At 51.5% G+C, this 18,595-nt stretch carries 16 protein-coding genes; 10 read left to right on the top strand and 6 right to left on the bottom strand.

Features of this window, described 5'->3' with window-relative positions; all coding sequences use genetic code 11:
* Window positions 1–21 precede the first annotated feature (21 nt).
* A complete protein-coding gene (locus TJ79_RS14030) occupies window positions 22–984 on the top strand; it encodes a glycoside hydrolase family 113 (RefSeq protein ID WP_420319391.1) in 963 nt (320 codons plus the stop codon).
* Between the two features lie 108 nt (window positions 985–1,092).
* On the opposite strand, the gene TJ79_RS14025 is transcribed toward TJ79_RS14030, so the two are convergent.
* On the bottom strand, window positions 1,093–2,181 hold the full coding sequence (locus tag TJ79_RS14025; protein WP_040950929.1) for a GntR family transcriptional regulator: 1,089 nt from the start codon (window positions 2,179–2,181) through the stop codon (window positions 1,093–1,095).
* A 354-nt stretch (window positions 2,182–2,535) separates the two neighbouring features.
* Between TJ79_RS14025 and TJ79_RS14020 the strand changes: the two genes are divergently transcribed.
* The 4 genes from TJ79_RS14020 (at window position 2,536) to TJ79_RS14005 (ending at window position 7,909) form a co-directional block, all read left to right on the top strand.
* Window positions 2,536–4,149: a xylulokinase gene (locus TJ79_RS14020; protein ID WP_040950928.1), complete on the top strand. Its 1,614-nt coding sequence runs from the start codon at window positions 2,536–2,538 to the stop codon at window positions 4,147–4,149.
* Window position 4,150: 1 nt separating this feature from the next.
* Entirely contained in the window at window positions 4,151–4,846 is a 696-nt protein-coding gene (locus TJ79_RS14015; protein ID WP_040950927.1) for an L-ribulose-5-phosphate 4-epimerase, read from the top strand.
* A 92-nt stretch (window positions 4,847–4,938) separates the two neighbouring features.
* The gene (gene araA / locus TJ79_RS14010; RefSeq protein WP_040950926.1) at window positions 4,939–6,363 is read left to right on the top strand and encodes an L-arabinose isomerase; all 1,425 of its coding nucleotides are present in this window, start codon (window positions 4,939–4,941) and stop codon (window positions 6,361–6,363) included.
* Window positions 6,364–6,523: 160 nt separating this feature from the next.
* The gene (locus TJ79_RS14005; protein ID WP_040950925.1) at window positions 6,524–7,909 is read left to right on the top strand and encodes an MATE family efflux transporter; all 1,386 of its coding nucleotides are present in this window, start codon (window positions 6,524–6,526) and stop codon (window positions 7,907–7,909) included.
* A 49-nt stretch (window positions 7,910–7,958) separates the two neighbouring features.
* Here the strand turns inward: TJ79_RS14005 and TJ79_RS14000 are convergent, their stop codons facing one another.
* Complete coding sequence (locus TJ79_RS14000) at window positions 7,959–8,801, bottom strand: aldo/keto reductase (protein WP_040950924.1); 843 nt, start codon at window positions 8,799–8,801, stop codon at window positions 7,959–7,961.
* 24 nt (window positions 8,802–8,825) lie between these two features.
* Window positions 8,826–10,052 (bottom strand): MFS transporter, encoded by a 1,227-nt coding sequence (locus TJ79_RS13995; protein WP_040950923.1) that lies wholly within the window; start codon window positions 10,050–10,052, stop codon window positions 8,826–8,828.
* Window positions 10,053–10,189: 137 nt separating this feature from the next.
* Between TJ79_RS13995 and TJ79_RS13990 the strand changes: the two genes are divergently transcribed.
* From TJ79_RS13990 to TJ79_RS13970, 5 genes are all read left to right on the top strand, one after another.
* Window positions 10,190–10,579, top strand: coding sequence for a winged helix-turn-helix transcriptional regulator (locus TJ79_RS13990; protein WP_040950922.1), 390 nt, complete (start codon window positions 10,190–10,192; stop codon window positions 10,577–10,579).
* Between the two features lie 208 nt (window positions 10,580–10,787).
* Complete coding sequence (locus tag TJ79_RS13985) at window positions 10,788–11,099, top strand: hypothetical protein (protein WP_040950921.1); 312 nt, start codon at window positions 10,788–10,790, stop codon at window positions 11,097–11,099.
* 2 nt (window positions 11,100–11,101) lie between these two features.
* The gene (locus tag TJ79_RS13980) at window positions 11,102–12,868 is read left to right on the top strand and encodes an ABC transporter ATP-binding protein (protein WP_040950920.1); all 1,767 of its coding nucleotides are present in this window, start codon (window positions 11,102–11,104) and stop codon (window positions 12,866–12,868) included.
* Entirely contained in the window at window positions 12,837–14,699 is a 1,863-nt protein-coding gene (locus TJ79_RS13975; protein ID WP_040950919.1) for an ABC transporter ATP-binding protein, read from the top strand. The genes TJ79_RS13980 and TJ79_RS13975 overlap by 32 nt, the downstream gene beginning before the upstream one ends.
* A 273-nt stretch (window positions 14,700–14,972) precedes the next feature.
* Complete coding sequence (locus tag TJ79_RS13970; protein WP_040950918.1) at window positions 14,973–15,698, top strand: 3-ketoacyl-ACP reductase; 726 nt, start codon at window positions 14,973–14,975, stop codon at window positions 15,696–15,698.
* Window positions 15,699–15,805: 107 nt separating this feature from the next.
* Here TJ79_RS13970 and pstA read toward each other — a convergent pair whose 3' ends face one another.
* From pstA to TJ79_RS13955, 3 genes are all read right to left on the bottom strand, one after another.
* Window positions 15,806–16,687 (bottom strand): phosphate ABC transporter permease PstA, encoded by an 882-nt coding sequence (gene pstA, locus TJ79_RS13965; protein WP_052339589.1) that lies wholly within the window; start codon window positions 16,685–16,687, stop codon window positions 15,806–15,808.
* Complete coding sequence (gene pstC, locus TJ79_RS13960) at window positions 16,684–17,631, bottom strand: phosphate ABC transporter permease subunit PstC (protein WP_040950917.1); 948 nt, start codon at window positions 17,629–17,631, stop codon at window positions 16,684–16,686. The genes pstA and pstC overlap by 4 nt, the downstream gene beginning before the upstream one ends.
* Window positions 17,632–17,737: 106 nt before the next feature.
* Complete coding sequence (locus tag TJ79_RS13955) at window positions 17,738–18,592, bottom strand: phosphate ABC transporter substrate-binding protein (RefSeq protein ID WP_040950916.1); 855 nt, start codon at window positions 18,590–18,592, stop codon at window positions 17,738–17,740.
* Window positions 18,593–18,595: the final 3 nt, after the last annotated feature.

Genomic DNA, 18,595 nt, shown 5'->3' with positions numbered 1-18,595 from the left:
GCACGGAGAGAGGGTGGGGATTTGTTCATTAAAGGGATGACTTACGGCTGGAACACCACTCGCGGCACGTACCGCCAGCCTTACGCGCTGGATTCGCTGCAAAAGTTGAAGGATACGGGCAGCGAGTGGATCGCCCTGGCCTTTTATACGCTTCAACCAAATGTTAATTCCACTGTGATTTCATTTGATTACGGCGTTACGATGACCGACCGCGATATCGAACATGCGGTGAGACAAGCTCATGAGCTGGGACTGAAGGTGTGTTTGAAGCCTGTGGTCAATTCGGCTGACGGTATCTGGCGGGCGCATATCGGGTTCCCGAAGGATGCAATGGCCGAGCCGTATTGGTCCGCTTGGTTCCACTCATACGAGAACTTCTTGTGCCACTATGCCGAATTGGCAGAGGAACTGGGCTGCGAAATGTTTTGCATCGGCTGCGAGATGATCTCCACGGAAAAGAAGACCGAGCACTGGCTCGAACTGATCGAGCGAGTCCGGAAGTTATATAGCGGTCCGCTTACGTATAACGCGAATCACGGTTCGGAAGAGAACATAGCCTGGTTCGATCAAGTGGACGTCATCGGTATCAGCGCCTATTATCAGGTAGCCAATCAGCCCGGCGACAGTGAGGAAGTGATGATCCATAATTGGCTGCCTGTCAGGGAAAAGCTAGCGCGGCTGCACGCCCGATTCGGCAAGCCGATTGTATTCATGGAGATTGGCTGCCGAAGCGCATTGGGCTGCGCGATGATGCCCTATGATTTCACGCATACGGAATTGCCGGTTAGCGAGCAGGAGCAGGCCAATTTTTACAGCTCAGTCATCAAGGCATTTTGGGAAGAGCCCTGGTTTGCGGGATTCTTCTGGTGGGATTGGAGCGTTAAGCTGTACCCTCTTGAGGAAGCCAAGATCAATACGGGCTTCGACATCTATGGCAAACAGGCGGAAGTTGTGCTGAAGGATTGGTACGCGAAGGCACGGTAAAAGCAAGCTGATGCAACGTAAGCAAGCCCTTCACTTCTGATCCAAGCGGATCATGGAGTGGAGGGCTTTTTCACGCGATGCATTTGCCATAGTTTCTACTTAGAGCGATTAGCCTATTATTGCCTTCACCGTTTCCCCTTCAATCAACACTGGCTGATAATAGGTGCTATTGGGCAAGTCCTTTTTCCCTTGCAGCTTCTTAATAACCCATTCGGCTGCATCGCGTCCCATTTGTTCTTGGGGATGAGTCAATGTCGTTAATTTGATGTTGGCGTTTTTGGCAATATACGAATTGTCCTGTCCGATGATCGATAAGTCTTCCGGAACGGACAGCTCAAGTTGTCTGCATACATTTACCACTTCCAGCCCTACCTCATCGTTGTAGCAGACAATGGCCGTCAACTGGTCTTTGTTTTCACTTAGGAACTGCTTGATGTTGGCGGATAGGTTCATTTTCGATTCGGTGTCGAAGGAAAGCACGTGCTCCGGCTGAAACCGCAATTTGGCTTCTCCAAGGGCTTTGATAAAACCTTTCATGCGGTATTTTCCTTGTAAATCGTCCATTTTGGCAATGATCCCGATTTGGGTATGTCCTTTCGAGATCAGTTCTTTGGTCGCCAGATAGCTGGACTTTACGTCATCGAGACAAAGATAAGGGACCTCCAATTCTTCATAATACGCATTGATCATGATGAGCGGGACATCCTGTTCCTTGAACGACAGATAATACGCGATGTTGGGGTTATAGAGGTTGCTTTTCGTTGGTTCAATGATCAAGCCGTCCACACCGAAAGAGAGCATCATTTCCAGTGCCTTTTTTTCCTGGGCGACATCATTATTGGTGCTGGCCAAGAGCAGCGAATAATTATCTTCGTTTAACCTGCTTTCGATTCCACGGATAATGGACGGGAAGATGTAATCCGAGATGTAGGTCGTGATGACGCCGATGGTTCGTTTGTTGGCATTTCCGCCGGCTTTGGCCCGGTATTGATTGCTGACATAGATGCCGGAGCCTTTTTCGCTTCTTAAGAAGCCCTCCTTGGACAGATCCAAAATGGCTTTTCGAACCGTCTGCCGGCTCACGCTGTATTTGATCTGCAAGGCCAACTCCGTTGGGATTTGTTCGCCTACGCCGTAGGCTCCCGACAGGATGTCGCTTTTGATATCCTCAAGAATGATCTGATACTTTGGCTTCATCTATACTCACTTCTTTCGCGGCTGTTCGAGTACTACTTTACAAATACTTAATAGTTGTATGTACATATTTTAGCGTGACCATGATCTTATGACAAGCGACCAACTTGCATATAGTAAGGTTTGTAAGAAAAAAAGCGAATTTGTCGACGCATTATTTGTAGGTATATCTCGTAGTGCGAGTTGACAAATGTACGAACAAAAAATATACTAAGGCTGTCAATATGGGAAAGCGCCTTCACTATACTTAGCCTTATGCCGCTTCGGTAAACGTCGCACGTCCCCTATGGACGGCGTCAGCCGTTTATTCTTGGCATAAACGTTAACACAGTTGTCACAGAGGGGAGTAACGTGATCATGGATCAGAGCTTGAAACAAGCGATTACCGGGGGGGAAACAACGCTCGGAATCGAATTTGGATCCACACGTATCAAAGCGGTGCTGATTGATCGTCGTTTTGAGACCATCGCATCCGGAAGCTATGAGTGGGAGAACCTCTTGGTCGACGGGTATTGGACGTACAACCTGGCGGATATCCTCAAGGGGCTTCAAGAAGCTTATAGCGAAATGAAGCAAGAGGTTGAGCAAAAATACGGAGTCACCATTCGAACAGTCGGTTCGATTGGATTTTCGGCGATGATGCACGGATACATGGCATTTGACAAAACGGGCGAACTGCTGGTTCCGTTCCGGACTTGGCGAAATGCAACGACCGGCGCGGCAGCGAAAGAATTAACGGATAAATTTCAGTTCAACATCCCGGAACGGTGGAGCATTGCCCATCTGTATCAAGCGATTTTGAATGAAGAAAAGCATGTGCCGCACATTGAATTCATTACCACTTTGGCTGGGTATATTCACTGGCTACTCACCGGCAATAAGGCCATTGGCATCGGCGATGCTTCGGGTATGTTTCCGATCGATGAAGCGGCACAAGATTACAATGAAGCAATGGTCAAGCAATTTGATGAACACAATGCAACCAAAGGCTACCCTTGGAAGTTGAAAGCTATTCTTCCGAAGGTCTATACCGCAGGCGAACAGGCAGGGGTATTAACTGAAGCCGGAGCCAAAATTTTAGATCCATCCGGAAACCTGCAGCCTGGTATTCCGCTTTGTCCTCCCGAGGGCGATGCCGGAACCGGCATGGTCGCGACCAATAGTGTGAGAAAACGGACCGGCAACATCTCCGTAGGAACTTCGGTTTTTGCCATGATCGTCCTGGAAAAAGAGCTTTCGGCCTTGTATCCGGAAATCGATATGGTCACTACCCCGGACGGGAGCCCGGTGGGCATGGTTCATGCCAATAACTGCTCCAGCGACATCAATGCCTGGATGGGATTATTCCGTGAATTTTATGAGGCCATGGGGCAAAAAGTGGATTCCGGCCAATTGTTCAGCGTGATGTTCAAAAAAGCGTTGGAGGCGGACCCCGATGGCGGCGGTTTGCTGAGCTACGGGTACTTTTCGGGTGAAAATATTACCGGTATGGAAAAAGGCCGGCCGCTTTTCGTCCGCTCGCCCGAGAGCCGGTTCAACCTGGCCAACTTCATGCGAGTGCATCTTTTTACCGCCTTCGGCGCTTTGAAGATTGGCATGGACATTTTGACCAAAAAAGAAAACGTCGCAATCGACAGCATTTTGGCTCACGGCGGGTTATTCAAAACCCCTCTTGTCGGGCAAAAAATGTTGGCGGCTGCCCTGGATGTTCCGGTATCCGTTATGGCAACAGCCGGAGAGGGCGGGGCATGGGGGATGGCCATCTTGGCTTCCTATATGGTTAACAAGGATCAAGGAGAAAAGTTGGACGATTTCCTCGCGGGCAAAGTCTTTAAGGATACGGAAGGGCAAGAAATTTATCCGGACGGCACGGACGTAAAAGGCTTTGAACTCTTTATGGAGAGGTACACCAAGGGTCTGGCGATTGAGCAGGCAGCTGTCGATCATCTAGTGGAGAACGGGAGGGAATAACATGCTGGAGAAATTGAAGGAAGAGGTATACGAGGCTAATCTGGACCTGCCGAAACACGGGCTCGTGAAATACACCTGGGGCAATGTAAGTGCAGTTGACCGGGAAAGCGGCTTGTTCGTTATTAAACCGAGTGGCGTCAGCTATGACAAAATGAAGCCAAGCGACATGGTAGTCGTCGACTTCGACGGCAATGTCGTGGAAGGAGAGCTTCGGCCTTCCTCCGATACGCCGACCCACGCCGTGCTTTACAAGCATTACAAGGAAATCGGCGGCATCGTGCATACGCACTCGACTTGGGCAACGACTTGGGCACAAGCCGGCCTTGATGTTCCGGTTATGGGAACGACCCATGCTGACACCTTCTATGGTTCCGTTCCTTGTGCCAGATTTTTGACGCAGGAAGAAATCGACCGGGGCTATGAAGCGGAGACTGGCCGTGTCATCATCGAAACCTTTGAACAGCGAGGTCTGGATGTGATGGCAGTTCCCGGCGTTCTGCTGAAAGGCCATGCTCCGTTCACTTGGGGCAAGGATGCGAAGTATGCCGTCATGAACAGCGTCGTGCTGGAGGAAGTGTGCAAGACGAACTTGTTCGCCCGGTCCTTGAACCATTTTGCCGAGGAATTGCCGCAGCGTATTTTGGATAAACACTATTTGCGGAAGCACGGGAAAGACGCCTACTACGGGCAAAAGTAATCCACCAAGTGAATGGAACGAAAGAAAGGGATGGATTCCTTACGATCTTTCGTTCCATCTATTTAAAAACTAACGGGAAGAGGTTGACTATCATGACAACAGTAAGCGCTAAAGAATTCTGGTTTGTCGTAGGATCGCAGCATCTCTATGGGGAAGAAGCGTTGGCGGAAGTAAAAGCCCACGCTCAAGCTATGACCGATGCCTTGAATCAGAGCGGCGTTCTGCCATACCCTCTTGTTTTGCAAGATTTGGCGGTCACCGCGGACAAAATCACCTCCATCATGAAGGAAGTCAACTACCGCGACGAGGTAGCCGGCGTCATCACCTGGATGCACACTTTCTCCCCAGCAAAAATGTGGATTCGCGGCACCAAACTGCTGCAAAAGCCTTTGCTGCACTTGGCCACGCAATATAACGAGAGCATTCCGTGGGCTACGATCGACATGGACTTCATGAACCTGAACCAAGCTGCACACGGCGACCGTGAATATGGCTTTATCAATGCCCGTTTGAAAAAGCAAAACAAAGTGGTCGTCGGCTACTGGGAGCGTCCTGAAGTTCAAAAGCAAATTGCCGAGTGGATGGACGTAGCCGTTGCTTATAACGAAAGCTTCAACATCAAGGTAGCCCGTTTCGGTGACAACATGCGCAAGGTTGGCGTTACGGAAGGCGATAAAGTCGAAGCCCAAATTCAATTTGGCTGGACTGTCGACTACTATGGCATTGGCGATCTTGTTCAATACGTGAATGCCGTTACGGCTGATGAAATTGATGCTCTGTTCGCGGAATACGCAGAGCTTTATGATTTTGACTACGGCACGTACAGCAAGGAAGCTTGGGAAGCCAGCGTGAAAGTGCAAGCCAGCTACGAAATCGCCATCAAGCGCTTCCTGGACAATGGCGGCTACAATGCCTTCACGACGAACTTCGAAGATTTGCACGGGATGAAGCAGCTTCCGGGTCTTGCCGTTCAACGTTTGATGGCGCAAGGCTACGGCTTCGCCGGCGAAGGCGACTGGAAAACGGCCGCTCTCGATCGTTTGTTGAAAGTTATGAGCCACAACCAAAACACCGGCTTCATGGAAGATTACACCTATGAACTGGCTCAAGGTCAAGAATCGATCCTGCAATCCCACATGCTTGAGGTAGATCCCTGCTTGGCCAGCAACAAACCGAAGGTTCTCGTGTCTCCCCTGGGTATTGGCGACCGCGAAGATCCTGCTCGTCTCGTATTTGATGGCAAAGCCGGCGAAGGCGTGGTCGTATCGATGGCTGACTTCGGTACCCATTACAAGCTGCTGATCAACGAGGTTTCGGCATTCGAACCGACGGTTCCGGCTCCCAAGCTTCCGGTAGCTCGCGTCTTGTGGACCGTGAAGCCGAACTTCCAAGATGGCGTGAAAGCCTGGATCGAGAACGGCGGCGGCCACCATACCGTTGTTTCCTTGAACCTGACAACGGATCAAGTCGTAACGTACGCCAAGCTGGTAGGGTTGGAATACGTCGTGATTAAATAAGGATTCAAGAGAGTCCTACAAACATCAAATAGGCGAATAAGCGATGGCTTATTCGCCTATTTTCCATATATTCATGCCTCTTTTCGCCATAGACATTTTGGCAAGCACGCACTACACTAGGAAAAACGCATGGAAAAGAACGAATAGGAGTAAGCAAAACGTGACATTATCAGATCAAACACCATCTTGGAAGAAACTCAGTCTCTTTGCCGTGACTTGGCCGATTTTCGTCGACTCTGTCCTTCGGATGATGCTCGGAACTGTGGATGTATTTATGTTAAGCCGCATTTCGGATACAGCCACGGGGGCGGTGGGATTAGCCAACGAAATCATCTTTTTTTGCATCATGATGTTCGGCTTTGTCGGGATTGGCACCAGCGTCGTCGTTTCCCAATATATCGGCGCCCGCAGGGAGCAGGAAGCGAGCCGCATCTCGGCCCTCGCCATTACGATTAACCTGATTTTTGGGATCATCGTCAGCGTTCTGCTCGTCAATTTCGGAGAATCGCTCATGCGGTTGTTGAATTTGAACCCGGAGCAGATTGGGATCGCCAGCCGCTATTTGAAAATCATCGGCGGCTTCATCTGGATTGAAGCTCTTTCTTATGCCATTTCATCCATTGTCCGGGCGGGCGGACACACGAAAAGCGTCATGTATGTAACCTTAGGGGTCAATTTGATCCATATGACCGGCAATTATTTATTGATCTTTGGCAAGTTCGGTTTTCCGGAATGGGGCGTTACAGGCGCGGCCATTTCCACGGTGGTCAGCCGCTTAATCGGTATCGTCGTGCTCTTTTTCATTCTGTACCGCCGCTCTCCGGCGCCGATTCGGCGTAAGGACTACATTACTTGGAACGGCTCTTACGTGAAAAAGATTTTGAGCGTCGGTTTGCCTGCCGCCGGGGAGCACCTGTCCTGGCAGTCGCAGTACCTCATGGTCGTGGGCTTCGTCAATATCATTGGCGTCACCGCTCTAAATACCCATGTGTACGTGATGAACGTATCGAACTATTTTATGGCCCTTGCTATGGCTATCGGCGCGGGTACGGAGATTATGGTCGGGCAGATGGTCGGTGCAGGGGATATGAAGGCAGCTTACCAAAGGCTGATGAAAAGCGTGAAAATCAGTTTCTTCGTCACCTTTATCGTGGTGGGCACGGCATCGCTATTCCGGCGTGATATTATCGGGATGTTCACGCATGATGCGGACATTATCGCCGTCGGTGCAGGTATCCTTTTGCTATCTGTCTTGCTTGAGCCTGGCCGGACCTTCAATATTGTCATTATCAATTCCTTACGGGCGGCAGGTGACGCACGGTTTCCCGTCATGATGGGCGTATGCTCGATGTGGGGAATCTCCGTACCCCTTGCGTATATCCTGGGCGTTCACACGAGCCTCGGACTGCTGGGCATATGGATTGCCTTCGCTGTGGACGAATGGACGCGCGGAGTGATCATGCTGCTTCGCTGGAGAAGCCGAGCCTGGGAAAAGAAAGCCCTGGTGACCCCGGCAACGATAAGTTCGGAGCAGCAAGCTTCGTAAACAGGTAAAGGCCCCCTCTAATTCGAGGGTGCCTTTGTTTATCTTTGGCTTAAAAATCAAAGTGATCCGGATCAGGCCCAATGCGTTTATTTTGATTCAGCCCATCGATTCTCTCCATGTCCTCTTGACTCAATGCAAAGTCGAACAGCGTTGCATTTTCCAGGATGCGCTGCTTCTTGGTTGATTTGGGTATGGTGATCACCCCGTGCTGCAAATCCCAGCGCAAAATGATTTGTGCGACGGATTTGCCGTATTTGGCCGCTAGTTCAAGTAGCGTCGGGTTGCTCAGGAGTTCGCCTTGCATCAATGGCGACCAAGCCTCCATTTGGATGCCGTGCTCCTGCGTGAAACGAAGCAAATCCCTTTGGCTTAAGCGAGGGTGGAATTCGACCTGGTCGACCATCGGCTTGATGCGGGCGCTCTCCATCAGATCTTCCAGGTGGTGAATATGGAAGTTGCTTACCCCAATGGCCTTTACTCGCCCTTCTTGATACAAGGTTTCCATAGCTCTCCAAGCCTCTTTGTACTTACCTTCTACCGGCCAGTGAATGAGGTACAGATCAAGGTAGTCCAGACCCAGTTTCTTCAAACTCGTTTCATAGGCAGCCAGTGTGGATTCATAGCCCAAGTCGGCGTTCCATACCTTGGACGTTACGAAGAGACTTTCCCGCGGAATCGCGTTCTCTTGCAAAGCTTCCCGAATCCCTTGGCCGACACCTCGTTCATTGCCATAAATCGCGGCGGTATCGATGCTGCGGTAACCGTGTGCAATAGCCGTTTTGACCGCTTGAACCAACGCGTCGCCTTCTTCCACTTTAAATACGCCAAGTCCAAGCCCGGGCATTTTTACTCCGTTGTGTAAAGTTACTGTATCTTGGAGATGCTTCATCATTATAGATTCCTCCTAAAAAATAGATTAAACCGCTGCTTGTTCCGGCTTACCATCAGTTGTTTCGAATCTTGCTTGATCTTTACGTTCCAAGATTCCGGCCCGTGCAGTCAGCACGACGGCCCCCAATACCATTAAGGCTCCGATCCAGGTCGTATGGATTAGTCCGATAGAGTCGGTAACAACACCGCCCAAATAGGCGCCAATCGCAATGCCTGCGTTAAATGCGGCAATGTTAACTGCGGAAGCCACGTCTTTTGCTTGCGGAGCCACGCGTTCAGCCAGCATCACGACGTAAACTTGCAGGCCGGGGACATTCATAAAGGCGAACAAGCCCATGAAAAAGAGGGTTATTAGTACCGCGGCTTTATAAGGCGCTGTAAAAGCCAGTACCAAGAGTACAACGGCTTGAATGGAAAACATGTAGAATAGAGCCCTCACAGGATTGCGGTTAGCCGCTTTGCCTCCAATTGCATTGCCGATGGCAATGGCGAGTCCATACAGAAGAAGGATGACCGCAATCGTTCCGTCTGCGAATCCGGACAAATCATGAAGCAACGGGGATAGATAAGTGAAGACGACAAAAGTGCCTCCATATCCTAACGCCGTAATGATAAAGGCTAGCATCAAACGAGGGTTTGTCACGAGCTTGAACTGATCGCTCAGGAGTATTTTGCCCCCTTTTCGCAAATTGGAGTTGACTAGTGTCATGTTTGCCAGGAAAGCTAAAATACCGACACCGGTAATGGCAATGAAAGCGACACGCCAACCCATTTGCTGACCGATGAAAGTGCCTAATGGGACTCCGGTTACGGTAGCGATCGTAAGACCGGAAAACATGATGGCAATGGCGCTGGCTCGTCGATGTTCGGGTACGAGGTCGGCTGCAATCGTAGAGCCAATGGACATGAATACCCCATGAGCCAACGCGGAAATAATTCGGGCCATCAGCAAAACGGTTATTCCGCTGGCTGCTGCGGCTAGTGCATTACCTGCGATAAATACGACCATGATCCACAGCAGTAGCGTTTTCCGCGAAATGCGGGAAGTCAATGAGGTTAGGACGGGAGCCCCGAAGGTTACGCCTAGCGCATACAACGTAACGGTTAATCCCGTAGTCGTGACCGATATATGAAAGTCCGCAGCGATAAGCGGAAGCAGGCCTACGCTGATAAACTCGGTTGTCCCAATTGCAAACGCACTGATGGCTAATGCAAGCAACGCCAAAAGGTTTCTATTATTCTTGCGAGGCATATGTTTCCACTCCAATCCTTTTGTAATGCCCGGCCGGTAAGTGCTATTATGAGCGGTAACATCGGAACTGAACAGTACGCACTTTTTTGTACGATAGGCACTTAAAAGTGCCTATCGTGAGATAACAGGAGGTTGTTATGAAGGTCACAGGGAAGAAGAAATATAATATCTCCGTCGAGGCGACGCTGGAGGTAATCGGGGGAAAGTGGAAGTGCGTCATTTTGTGCTATCTAACTCACGGGAAGAAACGGACGAGTGATTTAAGGCGGCTAATGACGGGGATTACGCAAAAAATGTTAACCCAACAGCTGAGAGAGTTGGAGGAGGACGGCATTGTCAATCGGATCGTTTATAATCAAGTGCCTCCTAAAGTGGAGTATGAGCTTAGCGAGTATGGATGGAGCTTGAAATCGATTTTGGATTCATTATGCGCGTGGGGAGAAATGCATATTCTTAAAGAGTATGATGATAAATTCGCTGTGCTTGAGGATAACATGTTGAATAATAAGGAAAAGCTAACGGATTGAAAAAAGGACGAAATCTTGAGCGTACAACGCATTCTCTCTGCATTAGGCGCGGGCATTTTATTTGGGCACCCACTGATTCGAGGGTGCCTTTTTTCTTTTAGCGTGGGAGGTTGATTTGCATTTTCAGCAGACATTCAGTTGACGATGACGCATACAAATGTATACAATTAACGTATACAAACGTATACGAAAAGAGGTGAGCATAATCATGAGGGATCATGACGGCTGGAGGAATGAAGAAAAGTGCAAGGGAGAAGGGCATCGAGGCAGACATCATCAAGGAGCCCAAACGTTTCGCCGGGGGCGTGCGCTGGAGTTTTTGGAGCGGCTGAACGGAAAGCGCGCCACTTTGAAGCAGCAGCTGGAAGCGCCGGAGTTTACGGATATCAAACCGGTTCTGTTGGGCGAGCTGAAGGCGGTGGAGTCGATTATCGACGAATATACCCGGCATTTTGAGATCCGCGAGCGGGAAGACAGCCAGACAAATAACCAAGACGGGAAAGAAGAAGGGTCCAACTAGATATGTGGGGATTGAAAAAGTATATCAAGCCGTACCGGAAGTTTTTTATTCTCGGGCCGCTGTTTATGATGTTTGAAGTCTTTTTTGATTTGCTTCAGCCTCGGTTGGCCGCCCATATCGTCAATTTTGGGGTGGTGGAACGGGACTTCAGCGTGATTGAGCGCACCGGATGGACGATGGCGCTGGTGGCGGTGCTTGGGCTTATCGCCGGCGTAGGGTGTAATTTGTTCGCCAGCCGCGCCTCCCAAAATTTTGGGGCAGACGTCCGGGAAGGCTTGTTCAACAAGGTGCAAACCTTTTCCGCTGAAAATCTGGATACGTTCAAAACTGGTTCGCTCATCACGCGGATGACCAACGATGTGGTGCAAGTGCAGAATATGCTGCAAATGGCCTTGCAGGGTTTTGTCCGGGCGCCGAGCCTGCTCATCGGCAGCGTGGTGATGGCGCTGTTGATGAACGTGCGGCTGGGTTTGATTTTGCTGGCTACCTTGATTGTTCTCGTCGCCGTCCTCGTCGTACTTATCCAGTTTTCCACGACTTTATTCGCAAGCGTTCAGGCGAAGCTGGATGCGGTGAATATTCGGATTCAGGAAAATTTAGCGGGCATTCGGGTGGTGAAGGCATTCGTTCGCTCCGATTACGAAACGAAGCGGTTTCGCGAGGTCAACCGGGACTATACCCAAATTTCTATAAAAGCGGCGCGTTTCATCGCGCTCAACTCCCCGATCATGACAATCATCATGAATGCGTGCATGGTGATCATTCTGCTCTACGGAGGCCATCAGGTATGGGCGGGATCGGTTCGCGTAGGAGATTTGGTGGCGTTCGTCAATTACGTGGCGCAAGTGCTTTCCTCTCTTTTAATGGTGAGCGGTCTCATGATGAACCTCTCGCAAGCCAACGTTTCCGCAAAGCGCATTCAAGAGGTGTTGACTACCCGCCCGACTATTGAAAACGCGGAGAACCGGACGGCATCGTCCTTGAAGGCGGAACATGTGGCGTTCGAGGATGTCTCTTTTTCTTATTCCGGATCGACCGATCCTAAAGAATTGATTCTGCGGGATATCCTTCTGGAAGCTTCCCGTGGCGAAACCGTTGCGATCATCGGGGCTACGGGCAGCGGCAAGTCCACTCTCGTGCAATTGATTCCCCGACTCTACGATGTTACCTCCGGTTCGGTCCGGATCGACGGCAAAGATGTCCGCGGCCTGCCGCTGTCCGATCTTCGGCAGAGCATCGGGATGATCCTCCAGGAATCCTTTTTATTCACGGGATCGATCCGCGACAATATCGCCTTCGGCAAATCCGATGCAACCCAAGAGGAGATCGAGGCGGTGGCAAAAGTCGCTCAGGCTCATGACTTTATCGCTAAGTTCCCTGATGGGTATGACACTGAACTGGGGCAAAAAGGCGTCAACCTGTCCGGCGGGCAAAAACAGCGGCTTTCCATCGCCCGGGCGCTGCTCATCAAACCGCCTATTTTGATTATGGACGACAGTACCAGCGCTTTGGACTTGGGAACCGAACGGCGGCTCCGCATGGCCTTGCAGGCGTTGGCGAAGGATAGCATCACGTTCCTCATCGCCCAGCGGATCTCCTCCGTCATCGCAGCTGAGAAAATCGTAGTCATTGACGAAGGAGCCATAGTGGGCAGCGGCACCCACGGCGAGCTAATGAGAACATGCGAGGTTTATCAGGACATTTACCGGTCCCAATTTGGCAACGAGGAGGTGCCCTATGGCCAAGAATCAACCCTCCCCTCCCGCTAGCGGAACGAGAGCAGCGGATAACCTCGCTCAAATGGGCTTTCGCCAAGGCCACGGACCACGCCCCGGAGACGTTCCCAAGGTCCGGTCCAAGAATGCCAAAAGCACGCTACTGCGCATTTGGGGTTACTTGAAACTCCAGCGCTGGGCTTTGTGGGTGGTAGTCATTTGCACGGTACTGACGACCGTATTTACGCTAGCTGGGCCTTATCTGATCGGCAAAATCATCGACGACTACATCGATCCCCATCGGTCCGCCGGATTTGTGCGCATGGGCTTGGTGCTGCTGGCGGCCTATGTTTGCGGGGCGATTTTCACGTGGATTCAGCAGATCATGGCCTCCAGTTTATCGCAAAATACCGTTCGCGACATGCGCCAGGATTTGTTCGAGCAGTACCAGCGGCTGCCGATTTCTTTTTTCGATCAAAAAACCCATGGTGAGCTGATGAGCCGCACGACCAACGATATCGCCAACGTCTCCAATACGCTGAACCAGACGGTGGTGCAGCTCATTTCCAGCGTCCTGATTCTGGTGGGCAGCGTCGTCATGATGTTAAGCTTGAGCCTGTGGATGACACTCATCACGATTTTGACCGTTCCGCTCATTGCCGTGTTCACGAAACGAATCACTAAATATACCCGCCAGTATTTTTCCGAGCAGCAAAAGCAGCTGGGCGAAGTGAACGGGTTCGTGCAGGAGAGCATCTCCGGTCTGAAGGTGATCAAGGTATTCGGACGGGAAGCGAAAACCGCCGAGCAGTTTCGTGAAATCAACGAGCGGCTTCGGTCCGTCGGCGTGAAAGCTCAAAGCCTCTCCGGCTCCATGGGCCCGATGATGAACATGATGCGCAACTTAAGCTTTGTCGTCATCGCCGTGTTCGGCGGGATTTTTGCCTATCATGATCTCATTACCGTGGGCATTATCGTCAGCTTCCTGAATTATTCCAACCAGTTCAGCCAGCCGATCAACCAACTGGCCAACCAGTACAATCTGTTTCAATCGGCGGTTGCCGGGGCGGAACGGGTGTTTGAGGTAATGGATTTGCAGCCGGAGGATGGGGGAGAAAACACTGCCCAGCCCGATCGCCCGATTAAAGGTGAAGTCACCCTGGACCGGGTCCATTTCGGCTATAGGCCGGAGGTGCCGATCCTGAAAAACCTCTCTCTCCACGTCTCCCCAGGTGAAATGATTGCGTTAGTCGGCCCAACGGGTGCGGGGAAAACGACGATCATCAACCTGCTGACGCGTTTCTATGACATCCAATCCGGTCGGATCCTTATAGATGGTGAAGACATCGGGGAGATGGAAATGCGTGCACTGAGAAGGCAGATCGGTCTCGTGCTGCAGGATGCCCACGTCTTTTCCGGGACGATCCGGGAAAATATCCGCTACGGCCGGCTGGAAGCCACCGATCCGGAAGTGGAGGCGGCGGCCAAGCTGGCGAATGCGGACACGTTCATCCGCAAGCTGCCGGGCGGTTATGACACTGATCTGAGCGCTGAAGGCGGCAATTTGAGCCAGGGTCAGCGGCAGCTGCTTACCATTGCCCGGGCGGTACTGGCCAACCCCTCCATCTTGATTCTGGATGAGGCGACGAGCAGCGTGGATACCCGAACGGAGCTGCATATCCAGGAAGCGATGAAGACGCTGATGAAGGGAAGAACCAGCTTCGTCATCGCCCACCGGCTCAGCACCATCCGGGAGGCGGACCGCATTGTGGTCATCAATGACGGCGAGATTATGGAGATGGGGTCTCACGAGGAGCTTTTGCAGAAGAAAGGATTTTACTACACCTTGTATCACAACCAGTTTGCTCAAAAGGATGCAGGGTGAAAATAGAAAATCATTCCGATGTATACTATAGGGAAGAAACGAAAGAACGGGATGAAGGAGCGGAGAAACCGATTGTTCTGGAAAAGCGTTAGCGGTCGCCTTTGCGATCAGATTCCTACCTTTATGAAGTTGTCTAATCATGGAATCTGAGCGCAACAGCGATTGGAAGAATAATCAGGTTTTGCAGGGACGGAATCCTTGTATTCTTTCGTTCCTTCCCTATATAATGACGGGTAATACGGGTAGACAGAAAATCGAGAGGAGCATACTGTAATGGCACAATCACTAAAAGGAAAAGTTGCAATTGTAACCGGCGGAGCAAGAGGGATCGGAAAAGCGGCGGCTATCGCACTGGCGAAAGAAGGCGTAAACGTTGGCTTGCTGGCAAGAACGGAAACACTCTTAAAGGAAGTAGCCGCCGATCTGGAAGGTTTAGGCGTGAAAGCAGCATATGCGGCAGTTGATATTTCCTCGAAGGAGCAAGTCGATGCCGCGGTTGAAGCGTTAAAAGCTGAACTGGGACCTGCGGATATTCTGATCAATAACGCGGGCATTGCCACCTTCGGCACGGTTCTGGAGATGGATCCGGAAGAGTGGAAACGGATGATCGATACCAATGTATTGGGCACTTACTATGTAACGCGTGCCGTACTGCCGCAATTGATCGAAAAAAACCGCGGAGATATCATCAATATCTCCTCCACGAACGGATTAAACGGAGCCGCTACCTCAAGCGCATACAGCGCATCGAAATTCGCGGTGATCGGTTTTTCCGAGTCCCTTGCCCAAGAAGTGCGCCGCAACAATATTCGGGTATCCACCTTGACCCCAAGCACGGTTGCCACCGACCTGGCCCTTGACCTGAGTCTGATTAAGGAAAACAATGACTCCAAATTCGTTCAGCCTGAAGATATTGCGGAGTTCATTGTCGACCAATTGAAAATCAATCCGCGGATGTATGTGAAAGCGGCGAGCTTCATTGCAACAAACCCCTTTTAATCCATCCTTTGGTTGGCAACGCAACGCAAAAAAGGCACAAAACCTTTTCCGAAGATGGAAGAGGCTTTGTGCTTTTTAGCTATATAGCGGATACGTGATAGAAGGGTTCACTTCATTCTCCGGTCTCTCAGCCACAAGGGGACTCGGAATACCAGATTGATCAGCAGGACGACGATCACGAGCACCGCCGCGGATTTGTCGGCAATCTGCCGCGCATCCTCGACGATGGCTTCCGACTGGACGTACCAGAGATGGACAGCCAGTGTTTCTCCGGGAGAGAACAGGCTGAAATCCCACATTTTTCCTGAGGTGCTAAGACCGGCCGTCAAAATAATGACAGCGGATTCGCCGAACGCCCGACCTGCCACAAGGCAGGCGCCGGTAACGATACCCGCGAGGGCAGCGGGGAGGACGACGGTGCGGATGACCTGGGATTTTGTGGAGCCAAGGGCGTATGCGGCTTCCCGAAGCTCTCGGGGAACGGCTCGCACAGCCTCTTCAGTGACGCTGGTGAGGACCGGCAGATTCAGGAATGCCAAGCTGACCCCTGCGCCGAGAATAGTCAGCCCAAGGTGGAAATATTGGACGAATATTGCGATTCCAAGGAGTCCGAATACGATGGACGGAACGGAAGCCAGCCCTTCTACGCAGATACGCAGAAACTCCGTGAACTTGTTGTTAGGCGCATATTCGGCCATGTAAATGCCCGCTCCGATGCCGATGGGCAGTGAGATCAGCAGAGAGATGAACAGGACATAAAAGGAGTTGAACAGCTCCGGCCCGATTCCGCCTCCTAAGTCCAATTCTTCCGGCGGCTTGCGGAGAAAGTCGAGGGAGAGCATCGGTAGGCCTTTTCGGACGATGGTAAACAGAAGCCAGAGGATCAGGGCGGTGACAATGAGGCCCAACAGCCAGAATAGTCCGGTAGAGAGCTTATCCAAATAGCGGGAGAGGGGGACCCTTTTTTTCACAGGGGCTGGATGGATCATGCGCTCTCCTCCTTTTTGGGCCGGATAAACCGGATGATGATGATGAGCAGCAGGGAAATGAGCAGCAGCAGGAAGGCCATCAAATAAAGGGCGTGGTTCCAAGTGGAGTTAAACTCGACATTGGAAATCTGCATGACAATGTTGCTGGTTAAGACGGCGGTTGGCATTACCAGAGACTTCGCTAGTTGGGCGGTATTGCCGATGACCATGACGACGGCCATCGTTTCGCCGATCGCCCGGGCCATGCCGAGGATGACGGCGGTAATGATCCCGCGGCTGGCGGAGGGCAGCAGGATGCGGGTGATAAGCTGCAGCCGAGTGGATCCTAGAGCGTAAGAGGCTTCCCGATACCGTTCGGGAACAGCCGTGATGGCATCATCACTGATGCGGCTCACCGTGGGGAGGATCATAAGGGTCAGAACGAGAGCGGCGGCTAATAGGCCATCACCTAGATTTTCCCCGGACGCCCGCTGGATGATAGGAACGATCACCGTTAAACCGATATAGCCGTAAACGACGGAAGGAATCCCGACGAGCATATCCATGAGGGGGCGAAGCAGGCGTTTAACCCAGGGTGGTGCGATGACTGAGAGAAAGATCGCGATCCCGATGGATAGGGGAACGGCGAAGAGCATCGTCAGGCCGGTCAGCATGAGCGTGCCGAGGATGAGGGAGCCTGCGCCGAATTGGTCATCCTCGGGAGTCCAATTCAGGGACAGGAAGGCACGGAGAGAAATGTCCCCGAAGGTGAGCAGGCCGGTTCTTCCAATCATTATGAGGATCATACCCAGTACGAAGCAGAGCGCCAGGATGCACAGCAGGTAAAAGAAGCCCGCGAGGCGGTTCGCCGCCAACGTCCGGGAATGTCGGTTTCCGAAGAGTGATAGCCGTGCCCTTGGCTGCTTCACGATTTCCGGGTAGAGTTCGACTGAGGGTTTATTCATAGGTTTCCAGGTGCCTCCCTAAATCAATAATCAGCCGGCCCCGATTACGGTGTGAGGGCCGACTGATCTGAAGAACGATTCAACGGGCAAACAGTAGGCCGCCCAATTATTTCTTGATGGAGTTGAGCGGGATGAATTTCATTTTTTTCACGGAGCCTTGTTGGAAGTCACTGCTTTGCACATAGTCGATGAAAGCCTTCGTGACGCCGGTAGGTTGGCCCTTGGTCATGTAGTAGCCGTAGCTCCACACTTTGTAGGTGCCGTTGATGACGTTTGCCGGGGAAGCCTCGACATCGTTGATTTTCAGCGCCTTAAGATCGCTGTTCACATAGACAAGGTCGAGAAAACCGATGGCGTTCTTCGTGTTGGCGACGTTGGTCTTCATCTCGCCGCTGGAACCGACTTCCTTGTAGTTCTTATCGCGTTTGTTGATATCGCCGTTCTCCAGCGCCTTCATTTGAAAGTTGACGCGGGTGCCGGAACCGAACGCCCGGTTGATGATGACGATTTCCCCGTCTTGGCCGCCGACTTCCTTCCAGTTTTTGATTTTACCGGAGAAAATATCTTTCAATTGCTGGGTGGTCAAGTTGCTGACGCTCACGTTATTGTTCACGACGGCAGCGAAGGGGATCGCCGCGACTTTGTTGGCTACTTGGCCCGTAAACTTTTTGAAGCCCGGTACGTCTGTGCTGGCATCCCAGTCGCAAGCGCCGATGTCGGCGATGCCTTTCTCAACGGATTGGGGACCGGTTACGGAGCCTTTGCCGGAAGCGGCGATGGTAACGCCGGGGTTCTTGGTGCGGAATTCCTTGGCGGCTTGCTGGGTAAGGGGCAGCAGCGCTGTGGATCCGTTGATGGTGATTTTGCCTTTCAGGGTCGATTTAGCTTCTGCTGTTAGGCCAGTGGTCATAACCATAATGGCGGCAACGGCGGTCAGAAATACTTTACTCATCTTTTTCATGGA

The sequence above is a fragment of the Gorillibacterium massiliense genome (assembly GCF_000455485.1).
GTDB classification, from domain to species: Bacteria; Bacillota; Bacilli; order Paenibacillales; family NBRC-103111; genus Gorillibacterium; species Gorillibacterium massiliense.
This window is presented reverse-complemented; position numbering and strand designations above follow the sequence as displayed.

What these genes read in the sequence shown, in the direction of transcription:
- TJ79_RS14025 (WP_040950929.1), bottom strand. Translation starts at nt 2,181, where the DNA reads ATGAAGCCAAAGTATCAGATCATTCTTGAGGATATCAAAAGCGACATC.
- TJ79_RS14020 (WP_040950928.1), top strand. Translation starts at nt 2,536, where the DNA reads ATGGATCAGAGCTTGAAACAAGCGATTACCGGGGGGGAAACAACGCTC.
- TJ79_RS14015 (WP_040950927.1), top strand. Translation starts at nt 4,151, where the DNA reads ATGCTGGAGAAATTGAAGGAAGAGGTATACGAGGCTAATCTGGACCTG.
- araA (WP_040950926.1), top strand. Translation starts at nt 4,939, where the DNA reads ATGACAACAGTAAGCGCTAAAGAATTCTGGTTTGTCGTAGGATCGCAG.
- TJ79_RS14000 (WP_040950924.1), bottom strand. Translation starts at nt 8,801, where the DNA reads ATGATGAAGCATCTCCAAGATACAGTAACTTTACACAACGGAGTAAAA.
- TJ79_RS13995 (WP_040950923.1), bottom strand. Translation starts at nt 10,052, where the DNA reads ATGCCTCGCAAGAATAATAGAAACCTTTTGGCGTTGCTTGCATTAGCC.
- TJ79_RS13990 (WP_040950922.1), top strand. Translation starts at nt 10,190, where the DNA reads ATGAAGGTCACAGGGAAGAAGAAATATAATATCTCCGTCGAGGCGACG.
- TJ79_RS13985 (WP_040950921.1), top strand. Translation starts at nt 10,788, where the DNA reads ATGAGGGATCATGACGGCTGGAGGAATGAAGAAAAGTGCAAGGGAGAA.
- TJ79_RS13980 (WP_040950920.1), top strand. Translation starts at nt 11,102, where the DNA reads ATGTGGGGATTGAAAAAGTATATCAAGCCGTACCGGAAGTTTTTTATT.
- TJ79_RS13975 (WP_040950919.1), top strand. Translation starts at nt 12,837, where the DNA reads ATGGCCAAGAATCAACCCTCCCCTCCCGCTAGCGGAACGAGAGCAGCG.
- TJ79_RS13970 (WP_040950918.1), top strand. Translation starts at nt 14,973, where the DNA reads ATGGCACAATCACTAAAAGGAAAAGTTGCAATTGTAACCGGCGGAGCA.
- pstA (WP_052339589.1), bottom strand. Translation starts at nt 16,687, where the DNA reads ATGATCCATCCAGCCCCTGTGAAAAAAAGGGTCCCCCTCTCCCGCTAT.
- pstC (WP_040950917.1), bottom strand. Translation starts at nt 17,631, where the DNA reads ATGAATAAACCCTCAGTCGAACTCTACCCGGAAATCGTGAAGCAGCCA.
- TJ79_RS13955 (WP_040950916.1), bottom strand. Translation starts at nt 18,592, where the DNA reads ATGAAAAAGATGAGTAAAGTATTTCTGACCGCCGTTGCCGCCATTATG.